Source organism: Pseudomonas sp. AG1028, assembly GCF_007993955.1.
Lineage (GTDB): Bacteria > Pseudomonadota > Gammaproteobacteria > Pseudomonadales > Pseudomonadaceae > Aquipseudomonas > Aquipseudomonas straminea.
In genome coordinates, this window is record NZ_VIVP01000010.1 from 180,151 (window position 1) to 197,061 (window position 16,911).

The 16,911-nt window shown below is 62.6% G+C and carries 12 protein-coding genes and 1 pseudogene; 4 read left to right on the plus strand and 9 right to left on the minus strand.

What is annotated here, in order from left to right; all coding sequences use genetic code 11:
• Positions 1 to 5 precede the first annotated feature (5 nt).
• From FB481_RS23700 to FB481_RS18015, 9 genes and pseudogenes are all read right to left on the minus strand, one after another.
• Positions 6 to 869, minus strand: coding sequence for a methyl-accepting chemotaxis protein (locus FB481_RS23700; RefSeq protein WP_372239577.1), 864 nt, complete (start codon positions 867 to 869; stop codon positions 6 to 8).
• Positions 864 to 1,634: pseudogene (locus FB481_RS23705) on the minus strand (MCP four helix bundle domain-containing protein); the annotation flags it as partial. The gene FB481_RS23700 and the pseudogene FB481_RS23705, both read right to left, overlap by 6 nt.
• A 56-nt stretch (positions 1,635 to 1,690) precedes the next feature.
• Positions 1,691 to 2,749 (minus strand): HD domain-containing phosphohydrolase, encoded by a 1,059-nt coding sequence (locus FB481_RS17985; RefSeq protein WP_147177230.1) that lies wholly within the window; start codon positions 2,747 to 2,749, stop codon positions 1,691 to 1,693.
• Entirely contained in the window at positions 2,739 to 5,210 is a 2,472-nt protein-coding gene (locus FB481_RS17990) for an ATP-binding protein (RefSeq protein ID WP_147177231.1), read from the minus strand. Before FB481_RS17990 ends, FB481_RS17985 begins: the two co-directional genes overlap by 11 nt.
• 380 nt (positions 5,211 to 5,590) lie before the next feature.
• Positions 5,591 to 6,907, minus strand: coding sequence for an MFS transporter (locus tag FB481_RS17995; protein ID WP_147177232.1), 1,317 nt, complete (start codon positions 6,905 to 6,907; stop codon positions 5,591 to 5,593).
• A 173-nt stretch (positions 6,908 to 7,080) separates the two neighbouring features.
• On the minus strand, positions 7,081 to 7,719 hold the full coding sequence (locus FB481_RS18000) for an N-carbamoylsarcosine amidohydrolase (protein WP_075930846.1): 639 nt from the start codon (positions 7,717 to 7,719) through the stop codon (positions 7,081 to 7,083).
• 10 nt (positions 7,720 to 7,729) lie between these two features.
• A complete protein-coding gene (locus tag FB481_RS18005; protein WP_147177233.1) occupies positions 7,730 to 8,482 on the minus strand; it encodes an Asp/Glu racemase in 753 nt (250 codons plus the stop codon).
• Positions 8,479 to 9,300 carry an alpha/beta fold hydrolase gene (locus FB481_RS18010; RefSeq protein WP_147177234.1) on the minus strand — a complete coding sequence of 274 codons (822 nt, stop codon included), beginning with the start codon at positions 9,298 to 9,300 and terminating at the stop codon, positions 8,479 to 8,481. The genes FB481_RS18005 and FB481_RS18010 overlap by 4 nt, the downstream gene beginning before the upstream one ends.
• Positions 9,297 to 10,445 (minus strand): FAD-dependent monooxygenase, encoded by a 1,149-nt coding sequence (locus FB481_RS18015; protein WP_045735553.1) that lies wholly within the window; start codon positions 10,443 to 10,445, stop codon positions 9,297 to 9,299. The genes FB481_RS18010 and FB481_RS18015 overlap by 4 nt, the downstream gene beginning before the upstream one ends.
• Before the next feature lie 318 nt (positions 10,446 to 10,763).
• Between FB481_RS18015 and FB481_RS18020 the strand changes: the two genes are divergently transcribed.
• From FB481_RS18020 to FB481_RS18035, 4 genes are all read left to right on the plus strand, one after another.
• The gene (locus tag FB481_RS18020; RefSeq protein WP_147177235.1) at positions 10,764 to 11,816 is read left to right on the plus strand and encodes a 2,5-dihydroxypyridine 5,6-dioxygenase; all 1,053 of its coding nucleotides are present in this window, start codon (positions 10,764 to 10,766) and stop codon (positions 11,814 to 11,816) included.
• A 116-nt stretch (positions 11,817 to 11,932) separates the two neighbouring features.
• The gene (locus FB481_RS18025) at positions 11,933 to 12,382 is read left to right on the plus strand and encodes a MarR family winged helix-turn-helix transcriptional regulator (RefSeq protein WP_093505959.1); all 450 of its coding nucleotides are present in this window, start codon (positions 11,933 to 11,935) and stop codon (positions 12,380 to 12,382) included.
• 486 nt (positions 12,383 to 12,868) lie between these two features.
• The gene (locus FB481_RS18030; RefSeq protein WP_147177236.1) at positions 12,869 to 13,363 is read left to right on the plus strand and encodes a (2Fe-2S)-binding protein; all 495 of its coding nucleotides are present in this window, start codon (positions 12,869 to 12,871) and stop codon (positions 13,361 to 13,363) included.
• On the plus strand, positions 13,354 to 16,899 hold the full coding sequence (locus tag FB481_RS18035; RefSeq protein WP_147177237.1) for a molybdopterin cofactor-binding domain-containing protein: 3,546 nt from the start codon (positions 13,354 to 13,356) through the stop codon (positions 16,897 to 16,899). Before FB481_RS18030 ends, FB481_RS18035 begins: the two co-directional genes overlap by 10 nt.
• The last annotated feature ends 12 nt before the right edge of the window (positions 16,900 to 16,911 follow it).

The following is a 16,911-nucleotide window of genomic DNA, read 5'->3' on the forward strand; positions in this document are numbered from 1 at the left end:
CGTTTCTAGACTTTGAAGCGTGCCACTGTCCCCTGCAGATCGAGCGCCAGATCCGACAGCGCGCGGCTCGCCAGGCTGGCTTGCTCCGAGCCCGCCGAGTTCTGTAAAGAGAGGTCGCGAATGTTCACCAGATTGCGGTCGACCTCTCGCGCCACATGGGTTTGTTCCTCGGTAGCGCTGGCAATCACCAGGTTGCGCTCGGTGATGTTGGCGACCGATTCGATGATTTGCTGCAAAGCGGATCCCGCGCCCTGAGCCACATCCTGAGTCTGCTTGGCGAGATCATTGCAGGTGTCCATCGAGCGAACCGCCTTGGCGGTATCCACTTCGATGTCACCGATCATGGATTCAATTTCACGGGTGGACTGTTCGGTTTTATGGGCAAGCGCGCGTACCTCATCGGCCACCACCGCAAAGCCGCGGCCGGCCTCGCCTGCGCGGGCAGCCTCGATAGCCGCGTTCAGCGCGAGTAGGTTGGTCTGTTCGGCGATGCTGCGGATGACATCGAGCACCTTACTGATACCGTTTATCTTGCTGGCCAGCACGTCGACGTTCGACGATGTCGAGCCAACGTTTTCGGCCAGTTGCGTGATGGTCGCCAGCGTCAGGCGAATGCGCTCATCGCCGAACTTGGCGACGCGATCAGACTCCTGAGAACTCTTCGATGCACTCGCCGCGTTATGCGCAACTTCCTCGACCGCACTACTCATCTGGGTAACGGCGGTAGCCGCCTGATCGATTTCAAGGCTCTGCTGGTGAAGATTGCGCGCAGAGCTTTCCGTGACAGTGGAAAGCTGCTCTGCCGCCGAGGCCAATTGGCTTGATGCCTGGGCAATCTGGCCGATGGTACCGTGCAAGCGTGTCTGCATACTCTGGAGCGCCTTGAGCAGCCGAGCAGGCTCGTCATTGCCTTCGGATTCGATCTGCACGGTAAGGTCACCTTCAGCCACCGAGTCTGCGACCTGCACGGCATCGGCCAGCGGCCGAACGATGCTCCGCGTCAACATGGTCGCCAGTATCACGGTAGCGATTGCCGCCAGCGCCATGGCCAACAGTGTTCCATGCTGTGCAACGCTATAAGCTTCATTCGAGGCCTTGGCAGCCGCCGCAGCGCCCGCGCGATTGAGCGCGATCAGCTCGTTCAGTGCGGCGATCATCTCGTCGGCACGCTGATTCAATCCGGAGTGGACGATGGACAGTGCTGCTGAGCGATCGCCTTCCTCAAGATACTTGGTCAGTTGCTGCTGCAATTCGAGGTACGCCTGTTCGGCCATTTCGAAGCGCTGAAACTGCTGCTCCTCCTCTGCGGAGCTGACAAGCTTTCGATAGCCCGACTGGGCTTTTTGCAGTCCTTCGCGCAGTGTCTGGGCCGTAGCGAAGCCGCTTTGCAGCTGCTGCTGATCTTCGCTCAGCAGCAGCCGCAGGGTGGCGGCACGGAGCCGCAGGATATCTTCCGAGACATCACTCAGTGCATTGAGGCTGGGTACCCAGTTCTGCTCGACCTCGCTGGATCGCTGATGCATGACCGACATCTGCATGAGCGCGAAACCGCCCAGGACAAAGACCAGAAGCGCAATAATCGAGAAGCCCAGTGCGGCTCGCGGAGCGATGGAAATCGATCTTGAGTTCATCATCTAATACTCGCGGTAATGGATGGTTCTGCCGGTACTGCTGGTAAATCGGTATCGCGTTACGGATCCCCAAGGCGCTGACGAATCGCTTCGATATCGGGAATCAGGGCCTCCAGAATGACGACGAGAGCAGGGTCGAAATGCAGGCCTGACTGCTCATGGATATGAGCGAGCGCCTGCTCGACCGGCCACGCCGATTTGTAGGGGCGCTCCATTCGCAAGGCGTCATAGACGTCGCAGAGCGCAACGATGCGAGCGCTCAGCGGTATCTGCTCGCCCTGCAGCCGATTGGGGTAGCCACTGCCGTCCCATTTTTCGTGATGATTGAGCGCAATCTCCGCAGCCATCTGCGTAAGCGCCGATGGATGGTCATCATTGAGTATCGAGAACCCGATGAGCGGATGCTCATTCATGATCAGTCGCTCCTGCTCGTTAAGAGCGCCCGGCTTGAGCAAGATGCTGTCGGGTATGCCGATCTTGCCTACGTCATGCATGGGCGCGGCCTGGCGGAGCAGCTCGACCCAGGCCTCATCCATCCCCATGACACTGGCAACCAGGGCGGAGGTTTCACCGATCCGATTGATGTGATTGCCCGTCTCGTTATCACGATAGGCTGCGGCACGGGTAAGCGTACGGATTACCGCGCCATAACTCTGGTCGAGCTGGGCAGTGCGTTCACGCACTCGATCCTCGAGCCCGGCCTTGGCATTCAACAAGGCTGTCCGCGCCTCGCTCAGCGCCAGGTTGCTGCCCACGCGCAGGATGATTTCCGGCAAATCGACAGGTTTGCTGATGTAATCGTTGGCCCCCAGCTCCAGGCCGGTACGGCGGTTTTCGGCATCCCCCAGGGCAGTGATGATCATGATGGGGCTGGCACTGCGGTCCCGATCCGCAAGCTGACGAAGGATCTCGAAGCCATTCGGCGCCGGCATGTCGATATCCAGCAACAGCAGGTTCCAGGGATTCTTCTTCAGCCAGTCCAAAGCGACGGCAGAATCCGAAAAGCTGATGGTATTGCGCAGGCCGAAGGCTTTTAGGCTCGACTCGAGCAGACGTACGTTGGCAACCACGTCGTCCACGATGACGACACGACAATGGCTGAAATTCTTAGAGAGCACCGCCTACCTCCTTGTTGGTAAGGGCATCGACCAGTTGCTGGAGCTCCAGCCCATCGATAGGTACCGACAACAGCCCATTCGCGCCGAGCGCCACCATTTGCCTGACTTGATCCTCCCTGCAGAGTAGAACAATTGGCACACTTGAGAGCTGCGGCGTTCGACGGATCTCACCCAGCAACTCGGCTGCGCTCAAGCCACCAAGATCGCCACTGATGAGCACCAGATCCGGACGCTCGCGCAGCAGTGCCTCGAGCAGATCCTGTCCCCGATCAAACTGCTCGAGCGCTATGCCCTGCAGTGCGCTGCGTACCGCCTCGATGGTGGTCCGATCCTGGTCACCGAGATAGACACGTATTGCCCTGGCTCGCTCCGGCGCGCTTTCGATATAGAGAGGCAGTTCGATCCAGAACTGACTGCCAACACCGACTTGGCTTTGGAAGCCAAGCTCACCGCCCATCAATCGCGCATAGTCTCTGCAAATGGACAAACCGATGCCCGTGCCTGGTATCGAGGTTTTCTCCTGACCGAGCCGCTGGAACGGCTCGAACAACCGTTCATAGTGCTGCGGCGCAATGCCTGGGCCGGTATCGCTGACCGTCATCCGCACGACACTATCGCGCAGACAGCAATCTAGGCTGACTGAGCCCTGAGTGGTGTACTTGATGGCGTTGGATAACAGGTTGAGAAGCACCTGACGCAAGCGCCGCACGTCGGCATTCACGTAGAGTGCTTCAGCTGGCAGGTCCAGTTGCTGACTCAGGCCATTGGCGGTCGTATCGAGTGCCACGAGTTCAGCGCACTCATGCATCAACGCAGTGGCGTCGACCTTGCGCATATCGAGACGAAGCTGTTCGCCTTCTGCCGTCGACCAATCGAGAATATCGCCCAGCACCTGATTCAGATGCCGACTGGCGAGAAGTATCTCTTCCAGGTAATCCTGCTCACCATTTTCTGAGCGGGTACTTCCCTTCATTCGGATCAGTTGCGCGAACCCCTGTATCGCATTGAGCGGGGTTCTCAACTCATGGCTCATGCTGGAGATGAAGCGTGATTTCGCCAGGTTGCCTTGTTCAGCTTCCTGATTGGCACTGGCCAGGCGGGACGAGCTGCATTCGAGCTTCTCGCCCATCACCAGCACATTGTCGATGATGCCCTGCAGCTCGACGATATTCGTGTCTGGCCGCGCTGGACGCCATTTGCCGGCACCAATGTCCTGCAGCATCGAATCGATACCCACGATCGGCGTATTCAGCCGGCCACTGAGGATGCGGATCCGCCCCCACATCATCGCGAAAAACACCAGATAGAACGCTACCAGGCCGGCGATAAGCAGATATCCGATGGCCCGGTACTGGCTGGCCAGAGTATTGGTTTGCTGGAAAACCTGCTGCTCCTCGACAACGGTCAGAAGCTGCCAATTGGTCTCCTTGATCGTGGCCCAGGCCACAAGGTGTTGGTGACCGCTGAACGAAGCGGACATGACACCGCTGTCATGCACAGCCATCGCCTCGGCCAGCGGGCGCGTATCGGTTCGCGCCAGCAAGTTGAACGTATCGGGAATGAACCTAGGCTCATCCGCCGATGAGCTCTCTGAGCTACTGCCTTGAAGGCCAAGGTCAGCTTTTCCATCCTCGGAAAGCGCGATGACCCCCATATGATCATCGACGATCAGGGTATAGCCACCCCAAGGCATATCCAGACTATCGAGATGCTCGAGTAGTTTATCGACCGTGATGTCCAGCCCCACCACACCTTCGAGAAAATCCCGCAGGAAGACCGGAGCGATTGCCGACAATATCCAGCCCTGCCCGGCCGGATCGAGATAGACGTCCGTCCAGGTGGTCTGCCGATAAGGATTGTGCTTTTCGGTCGCCAGGTAATAGAAGTTGAAGGAAGGAATCACCGTACCTGGCGGGAACTGATTCAGCGTATCGATCCACGGGTAGCTGCGGCTGTAGTTATCCCAGCTATTGAAGTAGATGCTCGATACCAGGTCGTTATTGCGAACGGTTTCGCGCATGAACGGATCCAGCTGCGCCAGGCCGGCGACCTTGTGCAGATCCTGCTGCGCCAGTGGCGTGGCATTGGAGTAAAACGAGGCAGCGCCACCATCATCGTGCTCGCTATAGCGAACCCCATTGGCGCTCTCGCTCAGCTTGGCGGCTGGCAGAGCATGAGCGGAGCGCAGTGTTTCCTGAGAGAGCGAAGCATAGGTATCGGCCAACTTGGCAATATGGTGGAGCTCGCCTTGCAGAATTTGCGCTTCCTGGCGTGACGTTGACTCTAGGTTCTCGAGCACCACCGACCGCAGGTTGGCAATCTGCGCGTCGCGAATAGACGCATTGGTATGCAGATAAGCCGCAATCAACAGCGTTTCGACCAGGATGAGCGGTATCAACGCCGTTTGAACGAAAAGGCTCCATATCCACGAGCGGATAGTGACCTTCGATTTGCTACCCATGGTGCACGCTCCGCATGATGCGCGGTCGACAGGATGAGATAGCAATATGATATTGCTCGCAACAAACTTTGGCACTCATCCATTAGTAGTAGCGGCAGATTTCGCCGCGCCGAGCAGCCTTCCAGGCCGAGCGTCGCAGAGGGGCGTCCAGCAACGCATCGCGTCGTGGATGTTCTTGTTTCGCGAGGGCCTTGATTTGGCGTAATCGCCCTAAGCGTAGGAGCGATTGATGGTTCCCGCACAACCGCATCTCGGTGCAGTGGTTGGCCCACGGTGACATTGCGTCAGCGCAGCGCCTATGAACGGCCAAAAGAAAGGATCAGAGAGATAAGCCGGGGCGTGAGGATTCACGCCCCGGCAACGCCAGGAGGAGGTTCCGGCTAGCGGTTGACCAGCTTGGCTGGCAGGGCGATCACCAGCAGGCAGCTGAGGATCAGGCAGCCGGCGAAGAACCACAGCGCGGCATGGCTGGTGCCGGTCAGGTCAGTGACCAAGCCCATCAGCGAGTTGCTCACCAGGCCGGCGATGTTGGCCACCGAGCAGGCCAGGGCGAAGCCGGTCGCCGCTGCCGTGCCCTTGAGGAAAGTCGCCGGCAGGCTGAAGAACACCGGCACGGCACCAATGATGGCGGCCGAAGCGATGGCGAACAGGGTCACGGTCATCACCAGGTTATGGCTGAACAGCGTACTGCTGGCCATGGCGGCGGCACCGACGATGAAGGGCACGATGATGTGCCAGCGGCGCTCGCGATGGCGGTCCGAGCTAGCGCCGATCAGCAGCATGCCGGCCAGCGCCGCCAGGCTGGGAATGGCGGTCAGCAGGCCGATGTGAAAGGTGTCGGTCACCCCGGTGTTGCGGATGAAGGTCGGCATCCAGAAACCCATGGCGTAAGCGCTGAGCAGGATGGAGAAGTCGATGCCGCCCAGCATCCACACCTTGAGGTTGAAGAAGCCGTCGCGAAAGCTGTGCTTGCTGTCTTTGCCTTCCGCGTCGTCGGCTGCCAGGTCAGTGGCCAGCTGCGCCTTCTCCTCGGAACTGAGCCACTTCGCCTGGTTGAAGTGATTGGGCAGTGCCCAGAAGGTGAGGATACCGAGCAGCACGCTGGGAATCGCCTCGAGCAGGAACAGCCACTGCCAGCCACGCAGGCCGTTGACCTGGTCGAAGTGGTTCATGATCCAGCCGGAAATCGGCCCGCCGATCACGCTGGAAAGGGGCAGGCCGATCATGAACAAGGCGATGATGCGCCCGCGTCGGTAGGTCGGGTACCAAGTGGTCAGGTAGTACAGCACGCCCGGCAGGAAGCCGGCCTCCGCCGCACCGAGCAGGAAGCGGATGATGTAGAACTCGGTGGTGGTGGTGACAAACATGGTGCAGGCCGACAGCAGGCCCCAGGTGATCATGATGCGGGCGATCCACACCTTGGCGCCGACCTTCTCCAGCACCAGATTGCTGGGCACCTCGAAGAGGATATAACCGACGAAGAACAATCCGGCGCCCAGGCCATAGGCCGCCTCGCTGAATTGCAGGTCGCTGAGCATCTGCAGCTTGGCGAAGCCGACGTTGATGCGGTCCAGATAAGCGGCGAGGTAGCAGAAGCACAGAAACGGAATGAGCTTCCAAGTCACTTTGCGGTACAGCTCGTTCGAGCTGTCGGCAGCACTGCCCATGGCGGTGCTGGTAGCGGGTACGTAAGGCATTGCGTGTCTCCTGGCGGTGACTTGTGATTTTTGTTGAAGCCAGCAGTCGTCGACGCGTTGAGCGTCGCAACGGCGACTTCCCAAGGCAGCGTCAGTGCCATGCATGCATGGCGACCGCCCTCGGTGGGGCGATCAATGGAACAGGCAGCGTACCGCCAGCTCCTTATGGTGAATCAGCGGGCGAGCCGCTGCAGATAGTCGAGTGTTTCCTCCAGGCTGACGACATCGCCATACTTGCTGTCGATGTCGAACAGATTGGCCTCGTGGGGCGCCTGGTGGCGATCGCCGACGCACTCGCGCACGACGATGGTGCGAAAGCCATGCTGCACGCCGTCCACGGCGCTCGCCCGAATGCAGCCGCTGGTCGAACAGCCCGCCAGGATCAGGGTATCGACACCCTGGGCATGCAACTGTGCAGCCAGGCTGGTAGCGAAGAACACGCTGGCGTACTGCTTGGTCACCACCTGCTCCCCCGGCAGCGGTGCGACCGCTGCGCAGAACTCGGCCAGCGGGTTGCCGTCGACCATGTCCTTCATCACCGGCGCCTTACGCACCCACATGCCACCGTCAGCACAATCGGCGGCGTGGTAGCGGATGTTGCTGTGCACCAGCAGAACACCCAGCCTGCGCGCCGCATCCAGCAACGCCACCGACTGCTCGACCGCGCTGACCACACCCGGCGCATACAGCGGCGCGCCTGGCGTGGTGTAGCCCTGCATGAAGTCGATCATCAACAGGGCAGGTCGCGCACCGAAGCCGATACGCTGCCCCCAGACGCCTTGATAGTTGTCGCTAAGGCTTTGCGCGCTCATGGTCGTCTCCTCAGTAGGCGCCTGACAACAGCGCGCCGGCGCCCGGCACGATCGGCTCCAGATCCAGCGCCTTGAGCATGCAATAGGTGGTGGCAATGGCCGCCGTGACCACCGGCTTGCCGGTCAGCGCCTCGACCTTGGCCACCGCCGGCAGCGACTGCATCTGCACGCACGCCGACAGCACCACCACATCCACACCTTCCAGGTTCATGCCGGCAACGATGTCCGGCAGGTTGGCCGGGTCGTGACGCGCGACCTGCAGGTTGTCGGGAATCTCCAGGGCCCGCCAGTCGACCACCTCGAAACCTTCCTCGCGGATGTAATCGACCACCAGCTCGGTGAGCGGCTTCATGTAGGGCGCGACGATGGCGATGCGCTTGGCCTTCATCACCTTGAGCGCCTCGACCAGGGCACCGGCGCTGGTGATCACCGGCGAGTTGGCGTCGTTGTCGGCGGTCACCTGGCGCAGGCGTTTTTCGGACTGGCGATGGTAGCCCAGGCCCATGGCCATGATCGCCACCAGGCAGGCATAGCCGAGCACGTCGACCTTGGCGTCGGACAGCTCCAGCGCGCAGCGGTCAGACTCGGCATCCATGGCCGCCAGCTCTTCCTTCTTCACCTGCTTCATGCGCATGCGCGCCGAGTGAAAGGTGAAGCGCTCCGGGCGGATGGCCTGGCGCGCGGTGAGCATCGCCGGGATCTCGGTTTCCATTGTGGTGTTGGAGCTCGGCACGATCTGGCCGATGCGATAGAGCCTGTTCATGGCAGAACCTCGTGATGAATGGGTTGCCCGAGGAAATCGCCGAAGGCGGCGAAGAAGCCGTCCAGGTCGTCCCAGGGAATCATGTGGCCGGCATCGCTGACGCGCGCGATCTGCAGGTCCGGCTTGAGTTCGCGCAGCTCGGCCTCGTCGACCGCCTCGATCACTCCGCCACGGCCGGCTACCATCAGCAGCGCTGGCTGCTGCACGGCGGGCAGGTGCTGATGGATATCCACGCTGTGAAACTCTTCGAAGGCCTGCACGATGGCCGGCTCGTAGCAGGTGTGCAGCCATTCGGCGCGCAACTGCAGTTGCTCGGGCGTCCAGCTCGGGCAGAAGGCTTTCATCGCCTCGCCGTCCATGCCCTGCTCCGCCTGGCGAATGGAGTCGACGTACCAGGGCAGCTTGCTCGGATAGTCACGGCGCCCCGGCCCGGACACGGGCGGGTCGATCAGCACCAAGCGCTCCAATCCCTCGGCGCCCATCGCTGCGGCGCGAATGGCGAAGCGCGCGCCCATCGAGTGGCCGAGCAGGCTGTAACGCTCGAAACCAAGGGCGGCCGCGAAGGCGATGATGTCCGCGGCGCAGGTGTCGGTGTCGTAGGCCTGCTGCGGCCCGCTGGAAGAAAGGCCGCGCCCACGTACATCGAGAATGTAGGTGTCGAACTGGCGGCCCAGCACTTCGCCGACGAAGCCCCAAGTGATCGCCGGGCTGGTGATGCCCGGCACCAGCAGCAACACCGGCCCCTTGCCGCCATAGCGCAGGTAGTGCTGGCGAATGCCATTGGCCTGCACGTTGCCGCCGCCGATCAGCGTGCTCATGCTGCGACCCCACTCTTCAACGGCTGGGCATAGACGTCATACCCGTAGACCCAGGCCGGGTCTTCCTGGGTGCGCAGGAAGGTGTTGGCGTTGGAAACCGCCTGCACGCGCGACGCCCGCTCCTTGCGGTTGGCCTCGTAGAGTTCGAACGCGGTGCGGTAGTCGGTCAGCCCGGTTTCCTGCAGGCAGCGGGTGAGCATGGCCGCATCTTCGATGGCCATGCCGGCGCCCTGGGCCATGTGCGGCTTCATCGGGTGGCAGGCGTCGCCCAGCAGTACCAGCCGGCCACGGCTCCACAGCGGCAAGGGATTGCGATTGCGCAGTGGCCACTTGGTGATGTCCTCGGTAGAGCGGATCAGCTTCTGCACCGTGGGGTGATAACCCTCGAACGCCGCCAGCATTTCTTCCTGGCTGCTGTCCACGTAGTTGCCCTGAAAGTCCCAGGCCTCGTGAGGCACGCCAGTGACGAAGTAGTACTCATCACGCTTGGCGGTGGTGTGATAGACCATCATGTGGCGGTCGTCGGTCCACCACTTCACGCAGGGCTCGAACACATCGGCATGGCGTACCAGATTCTCGCCGCGAATCAGCGCCCGGTGCGCGACCCAGCCGCTGTAGATCGGCGCTTCGACGCCCAGTAACTCTTCGCGGATCTTCGAGTGAATGCCGTCAGCGCCGATCACGATGTCCGCCGTGGCCTGGCTGCCGTCGGTGAAGGTCAGGCGCACTTGGTCGCCCTCGTCGACGATGGTCTCCAGCTTCTTGCCGAACTGCAGCGTACCCGGCGCGATGCTGTTGATCTGCAAGTCGTGCATGTCGCCGCGGTGCACGGTGACGTAGGCTGCGCCGTACTCGCGCCGTGCGAACTCACCCAGAGGGATGCGCGACAGGTAGTCGCCGCTGATGCCATCGCGGCTGTGCCAGAAGTCCGGGTGCGAGCCCATCTGCTCCAGCGGCTGCTCCAGCCCCATGCGTCGGAAGATCTTCATCACGTTCGGGCCGACATGGATACCGGCTCCCAGACGCGAGAACTCCGGCGACTGTTCATAAACGGTCACCTCGAAGCCAGCCTGCTGCAGCAAGGTGGCGGCGGCGGCCCCGCCGAGGCCGGCACCGACGATGGCGATTTTCTGCTGAGCGCCCATGGGCATCTCTCCTCTTCTTGGCTACGAAGCGGGACGATGCCCGCAAGACAATTACAGTGTATGCACTATATTTTTAGAAAGTGAAGAGGCTTTCTCGAAAAATATCCGGAGGGTCTTAAAAAGATCTAAAAACGCTTATAGGCCACACAAAACGGCATTTGTGTAGATTTGTAACGCCAAAACAGAAAGATTGCCAATCGACTTTGCATGAGGTTTTATTTAAACAGATAGAGTGAACACTCTATAAAAATGCACCAACATCCAGCAACACGACTCACCGTGGTGCACAGCCAAAGCAGAGCGACCAGGAGACCTGCCATGCCGGTAAGCGATAGTGAACTGACCCAGATGTTCGAACAGGTGCTGACCCTCTCGCGGGTCGACGAGACTCAGAGCGTGGCCATTCTCAAGAGCCATTATTCGAACCCGCGCACCGTGCGTGCGGCGATGGACGCCGCGCAGCGCCTGAAAGCCAAGGTGTATGCCGTGGAGTTGCCGTCCTTCAACCATCCGCGGGCCATGGGTAACGACATGACGGCCTACTGTGGCGACACCGCCCTGACCGGCAACCTGGCCGCGCAGCGTGCACTGGAAGCCGCCGACCTGGTGGTCGACACCATGATGCTGCTGCACTCGCCCGAGCAGGAGCAGATCCTCAAGACCGGCACACGCATTCTGCTGGCCGTGGAGCCACCCGAAGTACTGGCGCGCATGCTGCCGACCGAGGACGACAAGCGCCGTGTGCTGGCCAGCGAGGCACTGCTCAAGCAGGCTCGCCGCATTCACGTGCGCTCGGCGGCGGGCAGCGACTTCCACGCCGAGCTGGGGCAGTACCCGGCGGTGACCGAATATGGCTTCGCCGACGAGCCCGGGCGCTGGGACCACTGGCCCAGTGGCTTCCTGTTCAGTTGGCCCAACGAAGAAACCGCCCAGGGCACCCTGGTGCTGGATGTCGGTGACATCGTGCTGCCGTTCAAGAACTACTGCCGCGAGCGCATTACCCTGGAAATCGACAAGGGCTTCATCACCGACATTCACGGCGGCTTCGAGGCCGAGTACCTGCGCGACTACCTGAAGTACTTCAAGGACCCCGAGGTCTACGGCATTTCCCACATCGGCTGGGGCCTGCAGCCGCGCGCCCAGTGGACCGCCATGGGCCTGCACGACCGCAACGACGGCATGTGCATGGACGCCCGCGCCTTCTACGGCAACTTCCTGTTCTCCACTGGCCCGAACACCGAAGTCGGCGGTACTCGCAAGACGCCGTGCCACCTGGACATCCCGCTGCGCGGCTGCGATATCTACCTCGATGACAGGGCCGTGGTGCTCGCCGGCGACGTGGTCTACCCGCCGGAATCCAAGGCCGACTGACAACGCCGCAGCGCAGCGTCAGCCACCGCCCCAACGCCCGCAAGCCGGCACAGCGAACACCTCGCCGGCTTGCGCGGTTATACTCGGCGCCCAGCGCCTGTCAGCGAAGTTTTCCCATGTCGATCGACGATTCGTCCGCCACCACCTACCAGGTCACCGAACAGATCGGCCACTTGCTGCGCAAGGCTTACCAGCGCCATACCGCGATCTTCCAGCAGAACGCCTGCGACGCCCAACTCACCTCCATCCAGTTCGTCACCCTGTGCGCCCTGCGCGACCATGGCCCCAGCTCCCAAGCCGAGCTGATCAAGGCCACGGCGGTCGACCAGGCCACCATCCGCGGCATCGTCGATCGCCTCAAGGCACGCGACCTGGTCGCCCTGTCGCCGGACCCCAGCGACAAGCGCAAGGTCATCGTCGAGCTCACCGCCGCCGGCAGCGCACTGCTCGCCGACATGATCCCCTGCGCCCAGCAGATCAGCGAGCTGACCATGGGCAGCCTCAACCCGGGCGAACGCATCGCAATCCTCTACCTGCTGCGCAAGATGAACGACAGCGGCGAGTAGTTAACAGATTGCTGCGCCCTGCTTACGACAAACAGTGCGCCGGTAGCGAACATTCGACTGTGGTGGGCTGAAGCGGATCACCGCCCGCCCCACCCTACAGCCGCGCACCTTCGGGTAGGGTGGGCTTCAGCCCACCAATTGGCGCACCGTCGCCCCGCAACCGTGACAATCAACTGGCAGCCCTTAGGACGGACCGGAACGCCGGCCGTTCCGCCGGCCCATGCCCGCGATTCGTGCGCATGGCGCACTCCCACAAATGCCGGTCAGCCGCAGCTCCCTCCACCCTGCAGACATTGCATCCAAGATCCTCCTCGGAGTCGCGGGCAGCTAGCTGGTGGCAATAATCCCCGATTTACCCAAATCACTCGCCCTGGCCCATTCCTTGCGTACCCAAAAGCATATTTCATGAAGTAAGCACTTAACGAACAAAACGCCTATTTCCTGGGTACTGCGGTAACGCTGGAAATCGGCCAGAAAAGGCGGCCCATGGAAAAGACCCTGACCCTGCAGGTAAACGGACAGACGCTGCAGCTCGACGCTGAGCCGCAGACGCCGCTGCTCTACATCCTGCGCAACGACCTGGCCCTCAATGGCCCCAAGTACGGCTGTGGCCTTGGCGAATGTGGCGCCTGCACGGTAATCGTCGATGGCCGCGCCACCCGCTCCTGCGTATTTCCCGTCGGCGGCGCGGTAGGCCGCAGCGTGACTACCCTGGAGGGGCTCGGCAGCCGGCAATGCCCCGATCCGGTGCAACAAGCCTTCATCACCGAACAGGCAGCGCAATGCGGCTACTGCCTCAACGGCATGATCATGACCATCAAGGCCCTGCTGCTGCGCGACCCCAACCCCAGCGACGAACAACTGCGCCGTGAGCTGTCGGCCAACCTGTGCCGCTGCGGCACCCACGTCGAAATCATGCGCGCCGCCCTGCGCGCCGCCGGCCGCCCGGCCGCCCCGCACGGAGACACCCCATGCAGCTGACCCTCGAGCAATGGCTGGCCCAGCCCGACGTATTGCTGGTCGTCGACACCATCCAGCCACCCTCCGGGCCAATGCCCAAGGGCCGGAGCGCCACACTCAAGCCCAGGGAACTGGGTCTGTTCCTGGCCATCACCGGGGCCGACAAGGTGTATGCCTTCAACGGGCACGTGGATCTGGGAACGGGGATTCGCACCTCCCTGGCGCAGATCGTCGCCGAAGAGCTTTACCTGCAGCTGGACCAGGTCGAAATGGTGCTGGGCGATACCGAGCGCGCGCCCAACCAGGGCGCCACCATCGCCAGTGCGACCATCCAGATCAGTGCCGTGCCCTTGCGCAATGCCGCTGCCGAAGCCCGTCGCCACCTGCTGCAACTGGCTAGCGAGCGCTGGCAGACGCCAGGCGAACAGCTGACCCTCGAGGACGGCGTGTTCAGCCATCCCGATGGCCGCCAGCTGGCTTTCGGTGAGCTGATCACGGGCGGGCATGTTCGCCTGCAAATCAGCGGCGACGCACCGCTCAAACCCGCCAGCGAATACCGCCTGGTCGGCCAGGGCGCGGCGCGGGTGGATATCCCGGCCAAGGCCACCGGCGAGCTCACCTACGTGCATGACATGCGCCTGCCCGGCATGCTCCACGGTCGCGTCATCCGCCCGCCCTACGCCGGTTACGACAGTGGCGACTTCGTCGGCAACAGCTTGCTCGCAGTGGATGAAAGCTCCATCGCCGAGCTTCCCGGCATCGTTGCCGTGGTGGTGATCCGCGACTTCGTCGGCGTGGTCGCCGAGCGCGAGGAGCAAGCCATCCGCGCCGCCCAGCAACTGCGCATCGAGTGGAAACCCTGGCAGCAGCAATTGCCCGACCTGCGTGATGTCGCCCAGGCCATTCGCGACAACCCGCGCATCGCCCGTACCGTGCTGGACAAGGGCGACGTCGAGCAGGCCCTGAAGGATGCCGACCAACGCCTCACCCGCACCTACCTATGGCCCTACCAGTTGCACGCGTCGATCGGTCCTTCCTGCGCCTTGGCCGATTACGGCGAGCAACATTCGCGGGTCTGGTCCGGCACGCAGAACCCGCACCTGCTGCGTGCCGATCTGGCCTGGCTGCTGGAGTGCGACGAGCGCCGTATCGAGATCATCCGCATGGAGGCCTCGGGCTGCTATGGCCGCAACTGTGCCGACGACGTCTGCGCCGATGCCCTGCTGCTGTCGCGCGCCGTGGGCAAACCGGTGCGCGTGCAGCTGACCCGCGAACAGGAACACGTGTGGGAGCCCAAGGGCACCGCGCAACTGATGGAAGTGGACGGCGGCCTGAACGCCGATGGCAGCATCAGCGCCTATGATTTCCAGACCAGCTACCCGTCCAACGGTGCGCCCACCCTGGCCCTGCTGCTGACCGGCCGGGTCGAACCGCTGCCGATGATGTTCGAAATGGGCGACCGCACCTCGATACCGCCCTACGACTACGAACACATGCGCGTGACTATCAACGACATGGCGCCGCTGGTGCGTGCCTCGTGGATGCGCGGCGTCTCGGCGCTGCCCAACAGCTTCGCCCATGAGTCGTATATCGACGAGCTGGCCTTTGCCGCCGGCATTGACCCCGTTCAGTACCGCCTGCAGCATCTGGAAGATCCCAGAGCCCGCGAGCTGATCGAAGCCACCGCCAAGCGCGCCGACTGGCAACCCCACACCCAGCCGCAGCAGACCCCGCCCGAGGGTGACGTGTTGCGCGGTCGCGGCTTCGCTTACGCACGCTACATCCACAGCAAGTTTCCCGGCTTCGGCGCGGCCTGGGCAGCCTGGGTCGCCGACGTGGCGGTGGACAAGCGTACCGGCGAGGTTGCGGTGACCCGCGTGGTGATCGGCCACGACGCCGGCATGATGATCAACCCCGACGGAGTGCGCCATCAGATTCACGGCAACGTGGTGCAATCCACCAGCCGGGTGCTCAAGGAGCAGGTGCAATTCGAGGAGTCCAGGGTCGCCAGCAGCGAATGGGGCACCTATCCGATCCTCACTTTCCCGGAGGTGCCGGCCATCGACGTGATGATGATGCCGCGCCAGAGCGAACCACCAATGGGCAGTGGCGAGTCAGCCTCGGTGCCCAGCGCCGCCGCCATCGCCAACGCGATCTATGACGCCACCGGCCTGCGCTTTCGCGAACTGCCGATCACCGCCGAACGGGTAAGAGCGGCTCTCAATGGCCACTCACCGAGTGAAGACGCACCCACCACTACAACCGGCAAGAAACGCAGCAAATGGTGGCTGGGCGGCCTGGCCGGTGTGTTCGGTACCGCATTGGGGCTGTTCGCCACCGCCATGCCCTGGCGCGCCGAAATCGCCCCGGTGGCGCCCGCGGCGTCAGGCACCTGGTCCGCCGCGACGTTGGAGCGTGGCCGCTTGCTGGCCGCGGCTGGCGATTGCGCCGTTTGCCACACGGCAGCGGATGGCGCGACCAACGCCGGCGGCCTGGCCATGGATACGCCGTTCGGCACGCTGTACAGCACCAACATCACCCCGGACCGGGAAACCGGTATCGGCACCTGGTCGTTCGGCGCCTTCGAGCGCGCCATGCGCGAAGGCATCAGCCGCGACGGTCGTCATCTCTACCCGGCGTTCCCCTATACGGCCTTTCGCAACATCAGCGACCCCGACATGCAGGCGCTCTATGCCTACCTGATGTCCCAGGATCCGGTGAAGCAGTCCGCTCCCGCCAACCAGATGAGCTTCCCGTTCAACATCCGCCCGCTGATGGCCGGCTGGAACACGCTGTTTCTCGGCCGCGGCGAATACCAGGCCGACACCAGCCGCTCCGAGCAGTGGAACCGTGGCGCCTATCTGGTCAACGGCCTGGGCCACTGCGCCGCCTGCCACTCGCCGCGCAACCTGCTGGGCGCGGAGAAAACCGGTAAATCCTTTCTGGCTGGCGGCGTGGTCGATGGCTGGGAAGCGCCAGCCCTGAATGCCCTGAGCAGCAGTGGCGTGCCCTGGACGGAAGCCGAGCTGAGCGAGTACCTGAGCAGCGGCTTCTCCAGCCAGCATGGCGTGGCCGCCGGGCCCATGGGGCCGGTGGTCAGCGAACTGGCAACCTTGCCGAAAAGCGATGTGGAGGCCATCGCCCACTATCTGGTGTCACTGGATAGCGGCGCCAGCGCAACCACCAAAGCGACCGCCGCCACGGACGTCGACACCCTTTCCCTCAACCGTGGCCAGCGGATCTTCGAGGGTGCCTGCCAGGCCTGTCACAGTGACGGCAACGGACCCCAGCTGTTCGGCGTCAGCCCGTCGATGGCGGTCAACAGCAACGTGCATAGTGCCGTCCCGGACAACTTGCTGAATGTCATTCTGCATGGCATCGACAAGCCGGCCACGCCTGATCTGGGCTACATGCCGGCGTTCAAGGACAACCTCAGCGACCGCCAGGTGGCGGACCTGGCCGGTTACCTGCGCCAGCACTTCGCCGGCGAGCAACCGGCCTGGAAAAACCTGCCGGAGAGGGTCGCCCATGTGCGCGCCAACCCGGGAAGCCACTGACGCTACCAGCGC

Bases quoted from the DNA above. Each gene is read 5' to 3' on its own strand.
- FB481_RS18020 (WP_147177235.1), top strand. From the start codon at position 10,764: ATGCCGGTAAGCGATAGTGAACTGACCCAGATGTTCGAACAGGTGCTG.
- FB481_RS18035 (WP_147177237.1), top strand. From the start codon at position 13,354: ATGCAGCTGACCCTCGAGCAATGGCTGGCCCAGCCCGACGTATTGCTG.
- FB481_RS18010 (WP_147177234.1), bottom strand. From the start codon at position 9,300: ATGAGCACGCTGATCGGCGGCGGCAACGTGCAGGCCAATGGCATTCGC.
- FB481_RS18000 (WP_075930846.1), bottom strand. From the start codon at position 7,719: ATGAGCGCGCAAAGCCTTAGCGACAACTATCAAGGCGTCTGGGGGCAG.
- FB481_RS17995 (WP_147177232.1), bottom strand. From the start codon at position 6,907: ATGCCTTACGTACCCGCTACCAGCACCGCCATGGGCAGTGCTGCCGAC.
- FB481_RS18030 (WP_147177236.1), top strand. From the start codon at position 12,869: ATGGAAAAGACCCTGACCCTGCAGGTAAACGGACAGACGCTGCAGCTC.
- FB481_RS18025 (WP_093505959.1), top strand. From the start codon at position 11,933: ATGTCGATCGACGATTCGTCCGCCACCACCTACCAGGTCACCGAACAG.
- FB481_RS17990 (WP_147177231.1), bottom strand. From the start codon at position 5,210: ATGGGTAGCAAATCGAAGGTCACTATCCGCTCGTGGATATGGAGCCTT.
- FB481_RS18015 (WP_045735553.1), bottom strand. From the start codon at position 10,445: ATGGGCGCTCAGCAGAAAATCGCCATCGTCGGTGCCGGCCTCGGCGGG.
- FB481_RS23700 (WP_372239577.1), bottom strand. From the start codon at position 869: ATGCAGACACGCTTGCACGGTACCATCGGCCAGATTGCCCAGGCATCA.
- FB481_RS18005 (WP_147177233.1), bottom strand. From the start codon at position 8,482: ATGAACAGGCTCTATCGCATCGGCCAGATCGTGCCGAGCTCCAACACC.